Origin of the sequence: Streptomyces sp. NPDC058375, from assembly GCF_042723425.1 — a bacterium.
Taxonomy (GTDB): Bacteria; Actinomycetota; Actinomycetes; order Streptomycetales; family Streptomycetaceae; genus Streptomyces; species Streptomyces durocortorensis.
In genome coordinates this window covers 1-19684 of sequence record NZ_JBHXJG010000136.1, presented here as the reverse complement: position 1 = coordinate 19684, position 19684 = coordinate 1, and the positions used below count along the sequence as shown (strand labels likewise).

The 19684-nt window shown below is 69.5% G+C and carries 16 protein-coding genes and 2 pseudogenes; 10 read left to right on the top strand and 8 right to left on the bottom strand.

Going from position 1 to position 19684, the window contains the following annotated elements:
• Positions 1 to 809 (bottom strand): annotated as a pseudogene (gene dnaA / locus ACFWM7_RS21610) (chromosomal replication initiator protein DnaA); the annotation flags it as partial.
• Between the two features lie 381 nt (positions 810 to 1190).
• On the opposite strand from dnaA, the gene rpmH reads away from it, so the two are divergent.
• The 9 genes from rpmH to ACFWM7_RS21565 all read left to right on the top strand — a co-directional run bounded on the left by rpmH (position 1191) and on the right by ACFWM7_RS21565 (position 8101).
• Positions 1191 to 1328: a 50S ribosomal protein L34 gene (rpmH, locus tag ACFWM7_RS21605; RefSeq protein WP_003967884.1), complete on the top strand. Its 138-nt coding sequence runs from the start codon at positions 1191 to 1193 to the stop codon at positions 1326 to 1328.
• 19 nt (positions 1329 to 1347) lie between these two features.
• The gene (gene rnpA, locus ACFWM7_RS21600; protein ID WP_205082855.1) at positions 1348 to 1719 is read left to right on the top strand and encodes a ribonuclease P protein component; all 372 of its coding nucleotides are present in this window, start codon (positions 1348 to 1350) and stop codon (positions 1717 to 1719) included.
• A complete protein-coding gene (gene yidD / locus ACFWM7_RS21595; protein WP_383262978.1) occupies positions 1716 to 2075 on the top strand; it encodes a membrane protein insertion efficiency factor YidD in 360 nt (119 codons plus the stop codon). Before rnpA ends, yidD begins: the two co-directional genes overlap by 4 nt.
• Positions 2076 to 2078: 3 nt before the next feature.
• Positions 2079 to 3344, top strand: a complete 1266-nt coding sequence (gene yidC / locus ACFWM7_RS21590; RefSeq protein WP_383262975.1) for a membrane protein insertase YidC — start codon at positions 2079 to 2081, stop codon at positions 3342 to 3344.
• A 14-nt stretch (positions 3345 to 3358) separates the two neighbouring features.
• Complete coding sequence (locus ACFWM7_RS21585; RefSeq protein WP_383262974.1) at positions 3359 to 3874, top strand: protein jag; 516 nt, start codon at positions 3359 to 3361, stop codon at positions 3872 to 3874.
• Positions 3875 to 3983: 109 nt separating this feature from the next.
• Positions 3984 to 4700 (top strand): 16S rRNA (guanine(527)-N(7))-methyltransferase RsmG, encoded by a 717-nt coding sequence (rsmG, locus tag ACFWM7_RS21580; protein WP_164612417.1) that lies wholly within the window; start codon positions 3984 to 3986, stop codon positions 4698 to 4700.
• A gap of 314 nt (positions 4701 to 5014) precedes the next feature.
• The gene (locus tag ACFWM7_RS21575; RefSeq protein WP_383262972.1) at positions 5015 to 6088 is read left to right on the top strand and encodes a ParA family protein; all 1074 of its coding nucleotides are present in this window, start codon (positions 5015 to 5017) and stop codon (positions 6086 to 6088) included.
• Positions 6085 to 7179, top strand: a complete 1095-nt coding sequence (locus tag ACFWM7_RS21570) for a ParB/RepB/Spo0J family partition protein (protein WP_383262970.1) — start codon at positions 6085 to 6087, stop codon at positions 7177 to 7179. The genes ACFWM7_RS21575 and ACFWM7_RS21570 overlap by 4 nt, the downstream gene beginning before the upstream one ends.
• 304 nt (positions 7180 to 7483) lie before the next feature.
• Entirely contained in the window at positions 7484 to 8101 is a 618-nt protein-coding gene (locus ACFWM7_RS21565; RefSeq protein ID WP_383262968.1) for a GNAT family N-acetyltransferase, read from the top strand.
• A 117-nt stretch (positions 8102 to 8218) separates the two neighbouring features.
• Here the strand turns inward: ACFWM7_RS21565 and trxA are convergent, their stop codons facing one another.
• The 7 genes and pseudogenes from trxA to ACFWM7_RS21530 form a co-directional block, all read right to left on the bottom strand.
• A complete protein-coding gene (trxA, locus tag ACFWM7_RS21560; RefSeq protein WP_018957328.1) occupies positions 8219 to 8551 on the bottom strand; it encodes a thioredoxin in 333 nt (110 codons plus the stop codon).
• A 47-nt stretch (positions 8552 to 8598) separates the two neighbouring features.
• Complete coding sequence (trxB, locus tag ACFWM7_RS21555; protein WP_383262965.1) at positions 8599 to 9570, bottom strand: thioredoxin-disulfide reductase; 972 nt, start codon at positions 9568 to 9570, stop codon at positions 8599 to 8601.
• Between the two features lie 126 nt (positions 9571 to 9696).
• The gene (locus ACFWM7_RS21550; protein WP_383262964.1) at positions 9697 to 10665 is read right to left on the bottom strand and encodes an anti-sigma factor family protein; all 969 of its coding nucleotides are present in this window, start codon (positions 10663 to 10665) and stop codon (positions 9697 to 9699) included.
• Entirely contained in the window at positions 10662 to 11378 is a 717-nt protein-coding gene (sigM, locus tag ACFWM7_RS21545; RefSeq protein ID WP_383262962.1) for an RNA polymerase sigma factor SigM, read from the bottom strand. The genes ACFWM7_RS21550 and sigM overlap by 4 nt, the downstream gene beginning before the upstream one ends.
• A 222-nt stretch (positions 11379 to 11600) precedes the next feature.
• Positions 11601 to 13331: a serine/threonine protein kinase gene (locus ACFWM7_RS21540; protein ID WP_383262960.1), complete on the bottom strand. Its 1731-nt coding sequence runs from the start codon at positions 13329 to 13331 to the stop codon at positions 11601 to 11603.
• Between the two features lie 129 nt (positions 13332 to 13460).
• The gene (gene murJ / locus ACFWM7_RS21535) at positions 13461 to 15623 is read right to left on the bottom strand and encodes a murein biosynthesis integral membrane protein MurJ (protein WP_383262958.1); all 2163 of its coding nucleotides are present in this window, start codon (positions 15621 to 15623) and stop codon (positions 13461 to 13463) included.
• Between the two features lie 50 nt (positions 15624 to 15673).
• Positions 15674 to 17967: pseudogene (locus ACFWM7_RS21530) on the bottom strand (DUF6049 family protein).
• 180 nt (positions 17968 to 18147) lie between these two features.
• Here ACFWM7_RS21530 and ACFWM7_RS21525 point away from each other — a divergent pair.
• Positions 18148 to 19590: a CCA tRNA nucleotidyltransferase gene (locus ACFWM7_RS21525; RefSeq protein WP_383262957.1), complete on the top strand. Its 1443-nt coding sequence runs from the start codon at positions 18148 to 18150 to the stop codon at positions 19588 to 19590.
• Positions 19591 to 19684: the final 94 nt, after the last annotated feature.

Genomic DNA, 19684 nt, shown 5'->3' with positions numbered 1-19684 from the left:
CGGCCGGGGCCGTGGGCCGGACCGGCGGTTCGGTGCTGCGGCTGCTGCTGGTCCTGGCGGTGGTCCTGCCGGTCGGGGCGCTGCTGCTCGTACCCCTGGTGCTCGGGCGGCTGCGACCGGTAGTCGTGGCTCGGCTGCTGCGGGCGCCCGGTGCCGTACGGCTCGCGCCACTGCTCGGCGGGCTGCTCCCGGTACTGCTCGTTCTCGCGGTACTGCTCGTTCTCCCGGTACGACTCGCTGTCGCGGTACGGCTCGCCGGAGGGCTGCTCGCGGTCCTGGTACCCGCCGTGCCGCGGCTGCTGCCAGGAGAGGTCCTCCTGGGTGCGCGGCCAGGCGCCGGGCTCCGGGCGCTGCTGCTGGTAGTCGGGGTAGGCGGGCCGGGCCGTCGGCATGCCGTCGTCGGAGGACCGGTGACCGTATCCGTCGTACGCGTCGCCCCGGGGAGCGTCGTCGCGCGGCTGCGACGGGTAGCGGTGGCCCTGCTGGCTCTGGTGCGACTGGTGCATCGGGGGCGCCGGGGGGGAGGGCGGTTCGCCCGCGGAGTCGTCGACGGTGATCGCGATCCGGATGGGCCGGCCGCATTCCCGGGTCAGCGTCTCGCTGATGAGCGGCGCGAGCCGGCCTTCCAGGACGCGCTTGCCCCATTCATTGGGGACGGCCAGCAGTGCGGTGTCGGCGACGAGTGCCAGCGGCTGGCAGCGCTCGATCCACTGCTTGTCCTTCGGCTCGATGCCCTGCTGGCCCTCCCCGAGGAGTTGTTCCAGCACTCGCGGCCACACTGCGGCAAGATCGGCAGGTACGTCAGCCACAAGGCACGCTCTCTCGCATGTCCCACGAATGTGTGGTTCTCGGGACGGGATGGGTCGGGTCGGGTGAGGCCCGGCAGTCGGGAAGGAAAAGAACCGGAGTTCAGCCACGGTAGTCAGGCCGACCCGCGTCGTTCAAGTTGTTGTCCACAGGCTGTGCACAATGGGGGGTCGCGCAGAGCCGGTTTGACCGGATGGCGTAGCCGCGCGTACCGTGACCAGGTCGAGTTGTCGATGGCTGCTGCCGCCTGCCTCCGATGGGCAAAGATCACGATCTGTGATTGTGAAGCGGTGCACTAAGGCGTTTACGCGAGTTCCTCGTGGGCGCACGGTGACAGCCAGGCGATGTCCCGCCAAGACACGAATCATTTCTGGAGCCCCCGAGTGAGCAAGCGCACCTTCCAGCCGAACAACCGCCGTCGCGCAAAGACCCACGGCTTCCGTCTGCGCATGCGTACCCGTGCCGGCCGTGCGATCCTCGCGAACCGCCGCGGCAAGGGCCGCAGCAGCCTGTCCGCCTGATCGCTTACAGGTCCATGACGTGCTGCCTACCGAGAATCGGCTGAGGCGGCGCGAGGACTTCGCGACCGCGGTACGACGAGGACGTCGAGCCGGACGTCCGCTGCTCGTCGTCCATCTACGCAGCGGTGAAACGGACCCGCACGTGACGGGGGAGACTCTTCCCGCGCCGCGTGCGGGTTTCGTTGTCAGCAAGGCCGTGGGCAACGCGGTCGTCCGTACCGCGGTGAAGCGCAAGCTTCGCCACCTGGTCCGCGACCGGCTGCCTCAGCTGCCCCCCGGTAGCCTTGTTGTCGTACGGGCGCTGCCCGGTGCGGGCGACGCCGACCATGCACAGCTGGCCCGAGACCTGGACGCCGCTCTCCAGCGGCTGCTGGGAGGGGGCGCGCGATGAAGTACCCGCTGCTTGCTCTCATCAAGCTGTACCAGTGGACGATCAGTCCACTCCTCGGGCCTGTCTGCCGCTATTACCCGTCGTGTTCCCACTATGGATATATGTCGATCGACAGGCACGGTGCCATCAAGGGAACAGCGCTGACAGCCTGGCGCATCCTGCGGTGCAATCCGTGGTCACCCGGCGGTGTGGATCATGTTCCGCCTCGTAAGCGTCCGCGGTGGCACGAGCTGCTGCGCAATGCCCTGCGCGGCGAAAAGGGCGGGGAGTCCGCCGCTGATGTGCCGTCCGGGGGGTCGGTCTCCGAACCTCCGAGCCCGGCCGCAGAGACCTCGCCCAATGCTCAAGGAGCCTGATTAGTGGACACGATTGCCAGTCTGTTCAGCTTTATCACCACACCCGTCTCATGGGTCATCGTTCAGTTCCACAAGGTCTACGGGGCGCTCTTCGGCGACGACTCCGGCTGGGCCTGGGGCCTGTCGATCGTGTCCCTGGTGGTGCTGATCCGGATCTGCCTGATCCCGCTCTTCGTGAAGCAGATCAAGTCGACCCGCAACATGCAGGTGCTCCAGCCGAAGATGAAGGCGATCCAGGAGCGCTACAAGAACGACAAGCAGCGTCAGTCCGAAGAGATGATGAAGCTGTACAAGGAGACGGGCACCAACCCGCTCTCCTCGTGCCTTCCCATCCTGGCGCAGTCGCCGTTCTTCTTCGCCCTGTATCACGTGCTGTCTTCCATCGCCTCGGGCAAGAAGATCGGCGCGATCAACCAGGACCTGCTGAACAGCGCCCGTGAGGCCCACATCTTCGGCGCCCCGCTCGCCGCGAAGTTCACGGACAGCGTCGAGAAGGTCACCGCGCTCGACGCTTCCCTGACGGACGTCCGGATCGTCACCGCCATCATGATCGTGCTGATGTCGGCCTCGCAGTTCTTCACCCAGCGCCAGCTGATGACGAAGAACGTCGACCTGACGGTGAAGACCCCGTACATGCAGCAGCAGAAGATGCTGATGTACATCTTCCCGGTCATCTTCGCCGTGATGGGCATCAACTTCCCCGTCGGTGTCCTCGTCTACTGGCTGACCACCAACGTCTGGACCATGGGTCAGCAGATGTACGTGATCAACCAGAACCCGACGCCGGGCAGCAAGGCGCAGGACGCCTACCTCCAGCGGGTTCTCAAGAGCGTGACCTCCCACGGGGAGGTGCGTGGCCGTACCCGCCGCAAGATGGTCAAGGCGATCGTCGCCAAGGGTTCCGACCGCAACGACATCGAGCGCAAGTTCATCACCGGTCTCGGCAAGCTGGGTCTCGCGGCCCAGGAGGACGGCTCGGTAGCGAAGAGCGAGACCGCCACGGCCGACGCCGAGGGCGGCCAGGCGCACAAGCGCCAGCAGCCCAAGCGGCAGACCAAGGCGAAGCGCCAGACGACCGGTGCCACGGCCGGCGGGGCCAAGGACGCGGAGCCTGCGGCAGCCGGCTCCAAGACCTCGCTCCAGAAGAAGGACGCACCGCAGGACGACCAGCCGAAGTCGGCGGGCAAGCCCGCCTCCGGCTCCTCACGCCAAGCCAAGTCCGGACAGCGCAAGGGCCCGCAGCGGCCCAAGCACCCGTCCAAGAAGTAAGAAGGAGTCCATCCGTGACGGAAGGCACCACCTCCACGGCCGCCGCTGAGGCGGGCAGCGACACCCTGACCCGCCTGGAGCAGGAGGGCGAGATCGCGGCCGACTACCTCGAGGGACTGCTCGACATCGCCGACCTCGACGGCGACATCGACATGGACGTCGAGGCGGACCGGGCCGCGGTGTCGATCATCAGCGAATCGGCACGCGACCTCCAGAAGCTCGTGGGCCGCGACGGTGAGGTCCTGGAGGCGCTCCAGGAGCTGACGCGGCTGGCCGTCCACCGGGAGACCGGCGACCGCAGCCGCCTGATGCTGGACATCGGCGGTTTCCGGGCCAAGAAGCGCGAGATCCTCGCGGAGCTGGGTGCCAAGGCCGCGAACGAGGTCAAGAGCTCGGGGCAGCCGGTGAAGCTGGACCCGATGACGCCGTTCGAGCGCAAGGTCGTGCACGACGCGATCGCCGCGGCCGGTCTCCGGAGCGAGTCGGAGGGCGAGGAGCCGCAGCGCTTCGTCGTCGTTCTCCCGGCCTGACCGGATCCTTGTACTGTCGGCCCCGTCTGTTCGCAGGCGGGGCCGATCTTTGTCAGCCTGATAGTCAGCCACCCACAGTGCGCTAGTGCGGTATGGAAGGACGGTCCCCGTGACGGAGGCAGCAGAGCTCCCCCAGGCACCTGCGGAGGCGCAGGCGGTGTTCGGAGAGCTCTTCCCGGAGGCTGTCCGGTACGCGGAGCTTCTTGCGGATGCCGGAGTCAAGCGAGGCCTGATCGGCCCGCGTGAGGTCCCCCGGCTGTGGGAGCGGCACCTGTTGAACTGCGCGGTGCTCTCCGAGGTCGTGCCCGAAGGCGTCACCGTGTGCGATGTGGGCTCGGGCGCGGGTCTGCCCGGCATCCCGCTGGCTCTGGTGCGCCCCGACCTCAAGATCACCCTGCTGGAGCCGCTGCTGCGGCGGACGAACTTCCTCCAGGAAGTCGTCGACCTGCTCGGCCTGGACCATGTGACGGTCGTGCGCGGCCGGGCCGAGGAGGTCCTCGGGACGCTTCAGCCCGTCCAGGTGGTCACCGCCCGTGCGGTGGCACCGCTGGACCGGCTGGCGGGCTGGGGCGTCCCCCTGCTGAAGCCGTACGGGGAGATGCTCGCGCTCAAGGGCGACACTGCCGAGGAGGAGCTCAACGGCGCCAGGGCCGCGCTCAGCAAGCTCGGTGTGCTGGAGACCGAGGTGCTCCAGGTCGGCGAAGGCGTGGTCGATCCGCTCTCCACCGTGGTCCGTGTCGTGGTGGGCGAGAGCCCGGGCGGTGTGAGGTTCGCCGCAAAGAGGGCCAAGGCCGCTCGGACGGGGCGCACGCGCAGGCGTCGCTGAGGCGGCGATATCCCCCGCCTGGGAGGACCAGGGACTGCGCGTTATGCGAACTCTGTTACTTCTCGGGTTACTTAGCAGTGTTTCCGCCGGAAAGTAGCGATACCTCATCACTGCGGAGTGTCGTGGCCTGGTAGTTGCTCGGCGGGGGCATCGTGTTTCACGTGAAACGTCGCTCTCTGCTGCAGGGAATCATCGGCCGCGGTCGTGCGGCTGCCACGCCGCGCGACCGCAAGCCCGGACGGGTTGCCGAGTTGTCCACACGCACGGATTCATCCACAGAACAGCGGGCCTCGCTGGTTCACGACCCCGAAAGCATGGCAGGCTCTGTTCATTGCGAGCCTGAAGTCGAGGAGAGTGAATCCTTGCGGTCCGACGCCAACATCGCGGGACCGATGACCGACCCGGTCCCCGGTCCCCGAACCGAGTCCGTGGGTGAGGGTGTTTCACGTGAAACACCGCCGCCGATGGACGACACACCCATCGGCCGTGCCGCTCAGCTGGCGGTCGAGGCCCTCGGCCGTGCCGGCGAAGGGCTGCCCCGTCCTGACCGCACCCGCGTCATGGTCGTGGCCAACCAGAAGGGCGGGGTCGGCAAGACGACCACGACGGTCAACCTGGCCGCTTCCCTGGCCCTGCACGGTGCGCGCGTTCTGGTGGTCGACCTCGACCCGCAGGGCAACGCCTCCACGGCTCTGGGAATCGATCACCACGCCGATGTTCCCTCGATCTACGACGTCCTGGTGGAAAGCCGTCCGCTCTCCGAGGTGGTCCAGCCCGTACCGGACGTCGAGGGCCTCTTCTGCGCGCCCGCGACCATCGATCTCGCCGGTGCGGAGATCGAGCTGGTCTCGCTGGTGGCACGGGAGAGCCGGCTTCAGCGAGCCATCCAGGCGTACGACCAGCCGCTGGACTACATCCTCATCGACTGCCCGCCCTCGCTGGGCCTGCTGACGGTGAACGCGCTGGTGGCCGGGGCCGAGGTGCTGATCCCCATCCAGTGCGAGTATTACGCGCTGGAAGGCCTGGGACAGCTCCTGCGCAATGTCGACCTGGTGCGGGGCCATCTGAATCCGGATCTGCACGTCTCGACGATCCTGCTGACGATGTACGACGGCCGAACGAGGCTTGCCTCCCAGGTCGCCGAGGAGGTCCGTACCCACTTCGGCAAGGAAGTGCTGCGGACGAGCATCCCGCGGTCGGTGCGCATCTCGGAGGCGCCGAGCTACGGGCAGACCGTGTTGACGTACGACCCGGGATCCAGCGGCTCGCTCTCGTATCTCGAAGCCGCCCGGGAGATCGCCCTGCGGGGCGTCGGGGTGCACTACGAGGCTCAGCACGCCCACACGAGCAGTCAGAACAGCCAGAACGTTTCGGAGGGCCTTCAGTGAGTGAGCGTCGTAGAGGACTGGGGCGTGGGCTCGGTGCGCTGATCCCCGCCGCTCCTCAAGAGAAGCAGGTGCCGGCGCCCGGAACCGGCGGAGCGTCGTCCGGTACGGGTCCGGTGCTGACGGCGGAGCGCGGGGTGGCCGCCGCGAAGGTGACGGCGCTGCCGTCCTCTCCGGTGGTGCCGGAGCCGGCGTCCGCCCCGGAGAACCGGTCCGAGCAGGATGCCGGGACGTCCGGTGCGTACTTCGCCGAGCTGCCGATCGGGACGATCACCCCGAACCCGCGCCAGCCGCGTGAGGTCTTCGACGAGGACGCGCTGGCCGAGCTGGTCGTCTCCATCAAGGAGGTCGGCCTTCTCCAGCCGGTCGTCGTCCGCAAGGTGGGCCCGGACAGCTACGAGCTCATCATGGGTGAGCGTCGGTGGAGGGCCTGCCGCGAAGCGGGCCTGGAGCGGATTCCCACCATCGTCCGCGCCACGGACGACGAGAAGCTGCTGCTGGACGCGCTGCTGGAGAACCTCCACCGGGCTCAGCTGAACCCGCTGGAAGAGGCCGCCGCGTACGACCAGCTGCTCAAGGACTTCAAGTGCACCCATGACCAGCTGGCCGACCGGATCGGCCGCTCCCGTCCGCAGGTGACGAACACGCTGAGGCTCCTGCGGCTTTCGCCGCCGGTGCAGCGCCGGGTCGCCGCAGGCGTTCTCTCCGCCGGTCATGCCCGGGCCCTGCTGTCCGTGGACGACTCCGAGGAGCAGGACCGGCTGGCACACCGCATCGTGGCCGAGGGGCTCTCGGTGCGTGCGGTCGAGGAGATCGTGACGCTGATGGGCTCGCGCCCCACGAGTTCTCCGAAGCCCAAGGGGCCGAGGGCCGGTGGTCGTCTGTCCCCCGCCCTGACCGACCTGGCGACCCGCCTGTCCGACCGCTTCGAGACCCGGGTGAAGGTCGACCTGGGGCAGAAGAAGGGCAAGATCGTCGTCGAGTTCGCCTCGATGGAGGACCTGGACCGGATCCTCGGCAGTCTCGCCCCGGGCGAGGGCAGGGTGCTGGAGCGCCGGCTCACCGAGACGTCCGAGGAGGACGACGAGGGCTGAGCCGCAAGGTTCGATGAAAGGGCGGGCCGTGCGCCGGTGCATACCGGAACACGGCCCGCCCTTTGCCCTCTCTCGGTATCCGCATCACCTCTGGGTGGATACGATGCGTTCTGGGACGGCGCATCCACGGTGATCGATCTCAGAGGAGGGCGGAGGCCTTGCGAAGAGTGAGCCGCAGTCGGCTCGTCACGGTCGGGCTCGGCCTGGGTGCCGTCGGGGGATTCGTCGGCAGTCTGTTCCATGAACGGAGCGCGCTGGCGGCCGCACGTGGTGCGGCGGGCGAAGGAAGTGAGGAATCGCCGTCATGGGGCGTCGGCTCGTACCACTCACCCTGGACAACCTTCCGGATCTCCCCGGGCGTTGCCGCTCGTGTGTCTTCTGGGAGCTTGACCCGGTCAGTGGGGAAGCCGCGGTAGAGGCGGGCAAGCCGGAGCTGGAGAAGGAAGCCTGGATCTCCGCGGTTCTCCTGGAGTGGGGCTCCTGTGGCCGGGTGGTCTACGTGGACGATGTGCCGGTCGGCTTCGTGCTCTATGCCCCGCCCGCGTACGTTCCCCGCTCGACGGCGTTCCCGACCAGCCCGGTCTCCCCCGATGCCGTTCAGCTCATCACCGGTCTGATCATTCCCGAGTACCAGGGCCAGGGTCTTGGCCGGGTCATGGTGCAGACGGTGGCCAAGGATGTGCTGCGCCGGGGCTTCAAGGCGATCGAGGCGTTCGGTGACGCGAGGTCCGAGCAAGTCACCTGCGTCCTGCCCGCAGATCATTTGCTGGCCGTCGGCTTCAAGACCGTGCGGCCGCATCCCGTATACCCACGGCTGAGGCTGGAGCTGCGGACGACGCTCTCCTGGAAGGAAGACGTGGAGATGGCGCTCGACCGCCTTCTGGGGGCGGTCCAGAAGGAACCGGTGCTGCGGCCCTTGTGAGGCCGGGCAGCTTTCCGGCCGCCGTGCGAATTCCCGGCCGCCATGCGAAACGGGCCCATCCCCTTCAGGGGTGGGCCCGTTTCACGTGAAACATTGCGCCGGAGCGCCGCTGCGCGGTCAGGCGCTGATGAAGCCTTCGAGGTCGCGGAGGATCGCGGCCTTCGGCTTGGCGCCGACGATGGTCTTGGCGACCTCGCCGCCCTGGTAGACGTTCAGGGTGGGGATGGACATCACGCCGTACTTGGCGGCGGTGGCCGGGTTCTCGTCGATGTTGAGCTTGACGATCTCGATCTGGTCGCCGTGCTCTGCCGCGATGGCCTCCAGCGAGGGGGCGATCTGGCGGCACGGGCCGCACCAGGCAGCCCAGAAGTCCACCAGAACGGGCTTGTCGCTCTTGAGGACGACCTCGTCGAAGGTGTCATCCGTAACGTGCTTCAGGTCGCCGGCCACGGCGGCCTCCTTAGTCTCTCGGGGTGGTGGGGGTGCGGTGCGGACGTTCAGACGGCCGGGGTCTTCTCCGGCTCGGCGGGCTCGGCGTCGGCCAGAGCCGCGAGGAAGCGCTCGGCGTCCAGGGCGGCGGAGCATCCGGTGCCCGCTGCCGTGATGGCCTGACGATAGGTGTGGTCGACCACGTCTCCTGCGCCGAAGACGCCGGGCAGGTTGGTGCGCGTGGAGGGTGCCTCGACCTTCAGGTAACCCTCGTCGTCGAGCTCCAGCTGGCCCTTGAAGAGCTCGGTGCGCGGGTCGTGGCCGACGGCGATGAAGAGACCGGTCACAGGGAGCTCGGCCGTCTCGCCGGTCTTGGTGCTGCGCAGGGTCAGACCGGAGAGCTTCTGGTCGCCCTTGACCTCGGCGACCTCGCTGTCCCAGGCGAACCTGATCTTCGGGTCGGCGAAAGCCCGGTCCTGCATGGCCTTGGAGGCGCGCAGGGTGTCACGGCGGTGGACGATCGTGACGGACTTGGCGAAGCGGGAGAGGAAGGTCGCCTCCTCCATCGCGGTGTCGCCGCCGCCGATCACGGCGATGTCGTGGTCCTTGAAGAAGAAGCCGTCGCAGGTGGCGCACCAGGAGACGCCGCGTCCGGAGAGGGCGTCCTCGTTGGGCAGTCCGAGCTTGCGGTGCTGGGAACCGGTGGTGACGATGACCGCCTTGGCGCGGTGAACGGTGCCCGCGGTGTCGGTGACGGTCTTGATGTCACCGGTGAGGTCGACCGCGACGACGTCGTCGGGGATCAGCTCGGCGCCGAAGCGCTCGGCCTGGGCCCGCATGTTGTCCATGAGCTCGGGGCCCATGATGCCGTCCTGGAAGCCGGGGAAGTTCTCCACGTCGGTGGTGTTCATCAGCGCACCGCCGGCCGTGACGGCGCCCTCGAAGACCAACGGGTTCAGCGAGGCGCGGGCGGTGTACAGCGCGGCGGTGTACCCGGCCGGTCCGGAGCCGATGATGATCACATTACGGACGTCGCTCACGGGTTTCTTCCTCGTTTCTGCAGACTGCCTAACTGCCTACGGGGGTCGGTCAACGACTCTCACCCCACCCAACGGATCCTACGGCTGATGCATTCCCGAACTTGCCGCGGCGGTCGCGGACGGCCTTCAGGGGCGGTTGTAGGAGCGTGTGAGCAGCAGCTGACCGGAAGACTCGGGGGCGGTGTCCACGCAGGAGGAGGCCACGACGTAGGCCTGGACGCGTGAGGAGTCGCTCGCGTGCGGAAGGACGACGAGATAGGCGTCCCTCCCCCGGTACGTCCCCTCGTCGAGGGCCAGGGCCGGCGTGGTGCGGCCCGTGGCCTTCTGCACACAGGGGGGCACGGCGACGACAGGAGCCTTCATCGGGCTCCTGGACGGCTCGGCCTCCGGGGTGAGGGCCTCGCTCGACGACTTCGTGTCCGCCTCCGGCGGCACCTTCTTGACGCCCGGGCTCTTCTGGCTCGCCTCGTCGCCGAGGAGGTCGTGCACCTGGGCTTCGAGAGTGCCGTCCGCGTAAGCGGGCGCGCTGCTGTCCGCAGCACTGACTCCGCCATCGGAGACCGACTTGGCCGCATCGCCGGAGGGGGCGACGGACTGCAGGAAGAAGACGCTCATCCCGATGACCGCGGCGCCGAACGCGGTGCCGAGGACCACGGCGCGCTTACGACGGCGGGTGGGCCGACGGCCCGGCCCGGTCGCGGCGGAGGACCGGCCCGCAGGGCGGTCCGGGGCCGTGGTGCTGCCGCTCACGGAAGCGGATCCGCTCGCCGTCCTGCTGGTCATCGCGTCTTCCTCGGTCGTTGTTTCACGTGAAACAACGACTGGCTCGTCCTCGGTGGGACCTGCGGGGCGGGCTTCCGCCGCGAGAGCCGCGTCGATGCGGGCGGCGATGTCCTCGGGCATCGGCTCGGGGGCGGGCATCGTCCCGAGCAGCCCGCGGATCTCCTCCAGGGAGTCCTGGACCTCTGCGCAGAGGTCGCACTCCGCGAGGTGCTGCCGGACTTCCGCCGCCCGGGAAGGGGAGAGCAGCCCCTCGGTGAGATCGGAGATCTCGGAGACCTCCGGGTGCTGAGCCGTGTCGGCCGTGGATGTCACGGGCGCCCACCTCCTCCCTTCGTCGCGGCAGGATCGCTTGCTCCTGCGTCTCTGGGGCCTGACGCAGGTGGGACGGATGCTCCGGGCGTCCGGTTCCTTCCGCCCGCGCCGTTCTCCTCGCCGGGGGTCTGCCCCCCGGTTTCCGCGCGCAGATGGCGGACCAGGGGGGCCAGTCTCGCCCGGCCCCGGGCGCACCGGCTTTTCACGGTGCCGGTCGGCACCTCAAGGATGCTGGCGGCCTCCGCCACGGGGTAGCCCTGCATGTCGACGAGGACAAGGGCGGCCCGCTGCTCGGCGGGCAGCGTGTTCAGGGCTTCCTGGAGCTGGCGGTGGAGGTCCTGCCGCACGGCGGGCTCCTCGGCCGATTCGTGGGGCTCCAGGAGCTGGTCGAGCCGTTCGGCGTCGTCCACGGGGGACGTCTTGCGGGAGGCGGCCTTGCGGACCCGGTCGAGGCAGGCGTTGACGGTGATCCGGTGCAGCCAGGTGGTGACGGCCGACTGGCCGCGGAAGGTGTGGGCGGCGCGGAAGGCCTTGACGAGGGCGTCCTGGACGGCGTCGGCGGCTTCCTCCCGGTCCCCCAGGGTGCGCAGCGCCACGGCCCAGAGCCGGTCGCGGTGGCGGCGTACGAGTTCACCGAAGGCGTCGGGGTCGCCCGCCACATGCTGGGCGAGCAGGTCCGAGTCGCTCGGTGCCTCGGGTGGAACGGAATCCACCGTGCTCCCCCTCCGAACCTGATCAGATGTCATGGGCCGCGCCCGATGAAGCGGTGCGACGGGGAGAAGCCTGCCGTCACGGGTGTGACGGCCGCAACCCTTGTCGCCGCAGGCACTCGGTGGGGCGGGCGGTCCGCCCCACAGTAACGGGCGGGCGGGGCCGGTGATCACGGGCCGGTACGGGCGAACCGCACCGCCCGTGATCCCGCACCGGCCCGTGGATCAGCCGAGGACGGAAATGTCGGTGATGCCGCCGCGGTAGCCGCCCGTGCCGTCCGAGGGGAGTTCCGTGATGTGGATGAGGACGTAGCGCGTGCGGACGGGCTCGTCGAGCGTTTCCTTGAGCGTCGATCCCGCGACCGTCCGCTTGACGATCTGCTGGTCGAAGTCGGCCGTCGTGGACGGGGACGAGGCGTCCGGGGACGCGGCGGAGACGGTCGCCGTCTGCCCGCTGCGGTACATGGACACCTCGACTCCGGAGACGTCCCGCACCTTGCCGAGGTCGACGATGATGCCGCTGCCCTGCTTGCGCTGGGGGAGGTTGCCGAAGTTGGCGAAGCCCTCGTACCGCGGGGTGACCCAGTGCGTTCCCTGGTTGCCGTCCACGGTGTTCGCCACCTCCCGCTGCTTGATGCCGGAGCCGTCGGGCATGAACTCCGTGGCCCCGGCGATGTCCAGGGGTTCGGCGGACGGTGCGGACTTGTCGTCCTTGTTCTTGTCGTTCTCGTTCGGCTCGGTGACACCGGTGTCGTCGGAGCCCTTGGTCCGGTCGAGCAACGCCTCCGCGAGCTGCCAGCTGCCGAGGCCCAGCGCGGCGATGAGGAGTGCCGAGACGGTCCACTTGAGCACGCGTCCGGCACGGCTCTGCAGGGGGGCCGGAGGGACCGGCATCACGGGCTGGGTGGCGGTCGACGGATGGGAGGACGGGCGCCCGTACGTGCCCTGCTGATAGGTCGTGCGCTGATACGCCGGCGGAGCGGTGAACGTGGGCTCCGGCGGAAGGATGCGCGGCATGGCGGCGACGGCCTTGGCGAGCTCGTCCGGGGTGGTACAGGGCGGCTCCTGCCGGGAGGCGGTGGCGCCGTCGTTGGCGAGAGCCCGCATGGCGAGCTCGGAGAGCCCGCGGTGGACGCCCGCCCGGACCTGGTCCGGGGCGATGAGCCCCATGCCCTTGGGCAGGCCGGCGAGCCCGTGGGCGTCGTCACCGTACGGCCAGCGGTGGGTCAGTGCGGCGTACAGGAGGGCGCCGATGGCCTCGGTGTCCGTGCGGAGCGGGCGCTCGGCGGTGATGCCGCGCAGTGCGGCGTTCACGGCGAGGCCGCGGATGCGGTACTGCCCGGTGGAACTGCGTAGAACCGCGCCGGGGGTGAGACGCAGATGGGACAGGCCCTCGCGGTGGGCGGCGGCCATCGCCTGGGAGAGCTGGCTGACGAGCTGATAGGCGTCGTGGGCCTCCATCGGCCCGGTGGCCAGCAGAGCGGTGAGCTCGGTGGCGTCCGGCAGCCATTCGTGGACCACGTAAACGAGGTCGTTCTCCTCGACGGCGTCCAGGACCTGGACGAAGCGGGGGTCGCCGAGCAGGGCCGAGGAGCGGGCGGCGGCCAGCACGGAGCGGGCCCGCGGGTGGTCGGCGGGCAGCAGGTGGACGCCCACCGCGCGGCGGAGCTTCTCGTCGACCGCGCGCCAGCTGCTGAAGCCGTCCAGACGGGTGACGCACTCCTCCAGGCGGTAGCGCCCGGCGAGTTTGTGACCGCTGTGCAGATCGGGTGAGGCCGGAACGGTCTCGGAACGCTCCCGCCCACCGTCCGTGTTCTCGGTGTCCTTGGGGCTCGCGCCCTTGGTGTCCTCGGCTTCCGCCGTCCCGTCGGTCATGGCCTCGTCCGCCTTGGCGGTCAGCGGCTCGTCGCCGCTGTTGTCGGCCACGTCGACGGCAGCCGTGCTACGTTCCGCCACCGTCGTTCCTGCCTCCCCATCCGTTGCGCGATGCCAGCCAGCTCTGCACAGTCACGCCAATTGTGCCCACACTCCGGCGCTATGCACGACACGCGGAGTGCGGCGATGGTTGTGCGGGCGGGTGCTCATTCAGCGGCCGAGCCGTCCACGGACCATGCCGACCAGGCCGTTGACCTCTTCGATGCGCATCTTCTTCGCCGCGACGAAGAAGATGCCCAGGAGGAGGACGCCGCCGCAGATCAGCGCGGCCAGGGAGCCCAGGGCGCCGGTGCCGACCAGTTCCAGGATCCCGAATCCGACGGCGCCGCCGACCAGGGCGGCGGGTACCGCGGCCATGCAGAGACGGGCGTAGGTCCGGACGATGTGCGCGCCGTCCAGGTCGCCGCCCAGCCGGTTGCGGAGCCGGCGCCAGGCGACGCCGACACCGACCGCGTAGGCCAGGCCGTAGGAGAAGGCCATGCCGACGACCGCCCAGCGTGCGGGCAGGACGACGTAACAGAGCGCGGAGGCGGCGGCGTTGACGGCGGCCACGATCACCGTGTTGTAGAAGGGGGTGCGGGTGTCCTCGTAGGCGTAGAACCCGCGGAGGACGACGTACTGCACGGAGTACGGGATCAGGCCGAGCGCGAAGGCCATGAGGATGAAGCCCATGGAGCGGGCGGCCTCGATGCCGCTGGAGGCGTACAGCAGGGTGGCCATCGGCAGGCCGAGCGCGAGGAAGGTGAAGGCCACCGGCACGATGGCGACGGCCGAGTTGCGCAGTCCCTGCGAGATGTCGTCGCGGACCGCGCCCGGGTCGTTGTCATGGGCGGCCCGGGAGATGCGGGGCAGCAGCGCGGCCATGACGGAGACGGTGATGATGGCCTGCGGCATGCCCCAGATCAGCTGGGCGTTGGAGTAGGCCAGGAATCCGGTGCCGTCGTGGCCCGAGGCCGTGCCGGCCGCCGTGGCGAGCTGCGTGACGACCAGGACGCCCGCCTGGTTGGCCAGGACGAAGAGCACGGTCCACTTGGCCAGCTTGACGGTCTTGCCGAGCCCGTGGCCCTTCCAGTCGAACCGGGGGCGGAAGCGGAAGCCCGTCTCGCGCAGGTAGGGGATCATCGCCAGGGCCTGGACGACGAGTCCGAGCAGGGTGCCGATGCCGAGCAGCCGGACGCCCTCCGGCGGGATGGTGTCGACGCCCATCTGCGATTCGGCGGAGGTGCCGTAGACCCAGATGAACAGCCCGAACGTGATGATCATGACGATGTTGTTGAGGACCGGGGTCCACATCATCGCGCCGAACTTGCCGCGGGCGTTCAGGATCTGACCCATCACCACGTGCACACCCATGAAGAAGATGGTGGGCAGGCAGTACCGGGCGAAGGTGACGGCCACGCTGTTGGCGGCCACGTCGTCGGCGATCGTGCTGGACATCAGCTGGATCAGCACCGGTGCGACGAGGACCGCGGCGGCGACGATCAGGCCGAGCGCGACCATCACCAGGGTCAACAGCCGGTTGGCGAAGGCCTCGCCGCCGTCCTCGTCGTCCTTCATGGCGCGGACGAGCTGGGGGACGAAGACCGAGTTCAGGCCGCCGCCGACGGTGAGGATGTAGATCATCGTCGGCAGGGTGTACGCGATGGTGAAGCTGTCGCCGAGCAGCGCGGCGCCGAGTGCGGCGGTGATCACCAGGGATCGCACGAAGCCGGTGAGCCGGGAGACGAGCGTGCCGGCGGCCATGACCGCGCTGGACTTGAGGAGTCCGGAGACCTTGCCGCCGCCGCCCTTCGCGGGCGCGGGTGCCGGAGCCGGTTCGGGCTGGGGCGGTACCGGAGGCTTCCCCGATCCTTCCTGGTCCCGGAAGAGGTGGGCGAAGGCGTCCGGCTCCTGCCGGTCGTCCGACGCCTGGGTGACGAGGGCGTCGACGCCGACGAACTGTGTGGTCGCCGGGCGGTCCCCGTACGGCAGGTGCCGGGAGGGCCCCGCCGGCTCGGGGGGCGGGGTCTGGGCCCAGATGCGCGGGTCCGGGGCGTACGGAGCGGGGGGCGGCTGCTGGTAGAGCGGCGCCGGCTCCTGGTAGGTGCCGGGAGGCGGCGGCGGGTGGGCGGCCCGGTCGTAGAGCGCCTCGCCCACCGGGTCCTGGGCGGTGAGGTCCTGCGCCCGGTAGGGGTCGTCCTCGTAGGCGTGCTGGAGGTACGGGTCCGGCGGCACAGAGCCGTCCTGGCCCGCGCCCGGGGGAACCGGAGGCCCGCCCGGAGACGCTGCTCCGCCCGCGCCCTGCCCGCGGTCACCGTCGTACGGCGCGTTCATGGAAACCCCTACCTCATCGTCCCCGGCCGACCGGCCACGACAGACATCGCTCAACGGTCCACTTTCTCACCCGTTCCCGACGGGCCCCGCTTTCCGGACCGGTGTCCGGAGTCGGGTCACTCGGCTGCTCGGGTCCGTCGCCGTTGCCGTCCGCCGTGTCGCTTGCCACGGCGCGCTTGCGGTGCGTGTACATCCTGATGCCGGCCAGCACAAGGAGCAGCAGGCCGCCGGCGATCACGAGCAGCACGGTGGGCGTGACCTCGGAGACCTTCACGGTGAAGGTCATCTCCTCGCCGTACGGCGTGCCGTCCTCCGTGAACAGCCGGGCGGTCACCTGGGCCCGGCCGTTGGCGCTGGTCGCCGTGTCGAACTTCACGGACTGGCTGTGCCCGCCCGCGATGCTGACCGGCAGCTCGGCCCTGGACCCGTCGTCATTGAACTTGAGCCGGATGTTGTCCGAGGTCAGCTGGAGAACCAGTCGGTCCACACCCTGCACCAGTTTGTTCTGCACGGTGACCGGGATCGTCGCGCTGCGCCCGGAGAGGGTGACGTCGGACTTCTCGATGAGCTGCACTTCGGAGGTGAGGCCCTGGAGGTAGTCGCGGACCGCGTCCCGGTACTGCTGTGCCTCCAGGGGCCGCCCGCGCCAGGACGTCGACATCGAGCGGTTGACGGCGTTGCCGAAGGGCGTCACCACGCGCTCGGGCTGCGTCAGGATCGTCTCGAAGCTGTCGAGGGAACCCTGGGTGGTGCGGATGTCCTGGAACGCCTGTGTGGGCAGTTCCTGGGCGCGGAGCTTCTTCGGGTACGCGGAGGCCGGGGGGACCTTGGCGGTGGCCCTCGGGTCGGGCTTCACCTCGGCTGCGGCGACGAGGTCGAGGGGCTGCGTCCAGCGGTCGCCCGACAGGCTCTCCAGGGCGCGGGCCATCGTCTGGGCCTGCGCGGTGGTGGGCATCCGTGGGGGGGCCACGACGATGCTGCGCTCGTTGTCCGGCGCCTGCTCGGTCAGCGCGAGGGTCTGGGCGAGGAACTTCTGGACCGCGAGGGTGGAGGCGCCCGCCCTCGACATGTCGCCGTCGAACAGGGTCGACAGCCGGGCGTCCGCGACGACCGCGGTGGTCCCCCCGCCGATCGGCCGCGCCGCGGTCGGCGTGTATGGAAGGCCCGCGGTCTCCCCGAAGCTGTCGCTGCGCGCGATGACGTTGTGGGCGCCCGCCGAGGTCGCCACATCGACGATGGAGGAGTCCACGGCGCCGTTCACGGGCCAGGCGAAGTCGGTGGACGGCTTCACATGGAGGATGGTCTCCACCGTGGTCGCGGCCACCGTGGAGGCCTTCTGCAGGTGGCTGAGCGTTCCGGAGACGTTCTTGCCGCGGTGCGCGATGGAGGCCAGATCGGGGTCGGCGAACGGCAGCGCGATCACCTTGCCGTCCTCCACCACCTTCTCCAGAGCGGTCAGCCACTGCTTGGCGACGGCCTGGTTCTTGCCGGGGACGGTCGTGTCACCCGACTCGACCTCGTACGTCCCGGCCATCGCCGCCACGCTCGCCAGGAGGTCCGGGTCGACGACCCAGGTCACCGGGAGCCGGCTGCCCAGGGACACCATCTGCTCCAGCCGCCCGCCCGGTGCCAGCTCCTTGGCCAGATCGTCGTCGGTGAACACGGGGGTCTGCTGTTCGTCCGACCGGGTCTCCGCCGTGACGTGGGGAGACGCGATCAGCGGCCAGAGGAAGGTGAGCTTCGTCCTTTTGTCGCTCGCCTCGGGCTGCCAGGGCAGGAACGAGCGCTCGATGCCCAGCACCTGCTCGTAGGGGGCGGTGGTCGTAAGGCCGGAGACCGAGACGCCGAGCTGGTAGACGCCCGAGTCGTTCAGGCCCAGCTTGTCGACGGGGACTTTGAGCGTGAAGTCCTGGCTGATCCCCTTGGCGAGCTTGGGGAACTTCACCGTGTACTTGTCCCCGACGGTGACCGGGTCGGCTCCGGGGACGTACGTCGAGCGCTTCGCGGCGTCGTCGACCTCTCCGCGGCCGGTGAGCCTCGGTCCGACCCGCAGATCGACCTCGCCGCTGCTGATCGTTTCCTTGCCCCTGTTGGTGAGCGTTCCGGAGACGGTCAGGGTGTCGTCCTCCGAGGGAACGCTCGGGGTGAGCGTGTCCAGGGACACATCGACCGTGCGGGAGCCCGTGGGGGCTTTGACGGGCTCGGCGGCCGGGGCGGCACCGGCGGCCGGGACGGCCAGGAGACCGGCCAGCAGCGGCGCCCCTAGCACCGCCGAGGCTGTGCGCCGGAGCCACCGGCGGGCAGGAGAGGGACGAGTCCCCTGGAAGTCTGCCGCCTCGGCCACGCGCCTACCCGTCCCTCGTCGTCGTCAGCTGCTGTCGGTCGTTCGGTCCTGCGTCCCCGCATGGTAACGAGGTGCGGCGGGCCGAAGTGCTGGGGTCCATCGCACATGATCGCGGGTATCCCGCAGGGCCGCCGTAAACGATGACGCCGCGACCGGCCCGTGCACGTACCCTTTTCTGTTGTGCCGAACGCCAACGAAGAGAACGCCAGTGCACTGAGCCAGGTGCAGCACCGTGCGGTGAGTGAGCTGCTGCGGGTGTCCCCGGTCGCCGACGACCTCGCCCGCCGATTCCAGGAGGCCGGATTCGGCCTCGCGCTGGTCGGCGGCTCGGTCCGCGACGCACTGCTGGGCCGGCTCGGGAACGACCTGGACTTCACCACCGACGCCCGCCCCGAGGACGTGCTCAAGATCGTCCGCCCGTGGGCCGACTCGGTGTGGGAGGTCGGGATCGCCTTCGGCACCGTCGGTTCCCAGAAGGACGGCTACCAGATCGAGGTCACGACCTACCGGTCCGAGGCCTACGACCGGACCTCGCGCAAGCCGGAGGTCTCCTACGGCGACTCCATCGAGGACGACCTCGTGCGCCGCGACTTCACGGTCAACGCGATGGCCGTGGCTCTGCCGCAGAAGGAGTTCGTCGATCCGTACGGAGGTCTGAAGGACCTCGCCGAGCGGGTGCTGCGCACGCCGGGCACGCCCGAGGCATCCTTCTCCGACGACCCGCTGCGCATGCTGCGCGCTGCCCGCTTCGCCGCGCAGCTCGACTTCGAGGTCGCCCCCGACGTCGTCACCGCCATGACGGAGATGGCCGCGCGGATCGGCATCGTCTCCGCCGAGCGGGTCCGCGACGAACTCAACAAGCTGCTGCTCTCCCAACACCCGCGCAAGGGTCTGGGGCTCCTGGTCGACACCGGGCTGGCCGACCAGGTCCTGCCCGAGCTTCCCGCGCTGCGCCTGGAGAGTGACGAGCATCACCGCCACAAGGACGTCTACGAGCACTCGCTGACCGTCCTGGAGCAGGCCATCGATCTGGAGGAGGACGGCCCCGACCTCGTCCTGCGGCTGGCCGCGCTGCTCCATGACATCGGAAAGCCGAGGACCCGCCGGTTCGAGAAGGACGGCCGGGTCTCCTTCCACCACCACGAGGTGGTGGGCGCGAAGATGACCAAGAAGCGCATGACCGAGCTCAAGTACTCCAACGAGCTGGTCAAGGACGTGTCGAAACTGGTGGAGCTGCACCTGCGCTTCCACGGGTACGGCGACGGCGAGTGGACCGACTCCGCGGTGCGCCGGTACGTACGCGACGCCGGGCCGCTGCTGGAGCGGCTCCACAAGCTGACCCGGTCGGACTGCACGACCCGGAACAAGCGCAAGGCCAACGCGCTCTCCCGCACCTACGACGGGCTGGAGGAGCGCATCGCCCTGTTGCAGGAGCAGGAGGAGCTCGACTCGATCCGCCCCGACCTGGACGGCAACGAGATCATGCAGATCCTCGGGGTCGGGCCGGGGCCGGTGATCGGCAAGGCGTACGGCTTCCTGCTGGAGCAGCGCCTGGAGCACGGGCCGATGGAGCGGGACGCCGCTGTAGCCGCGCTCAAGGAGTGGTGGGCGCAGCAGGGCTGAGCGCGGCGGGGCGTTGTTTCACGTGAAACATCGCCCCGCCGGGGTGTATCGCCTGCTGGATTGCCGAGGGGCGTTTTTTCACGTGAAACAACGC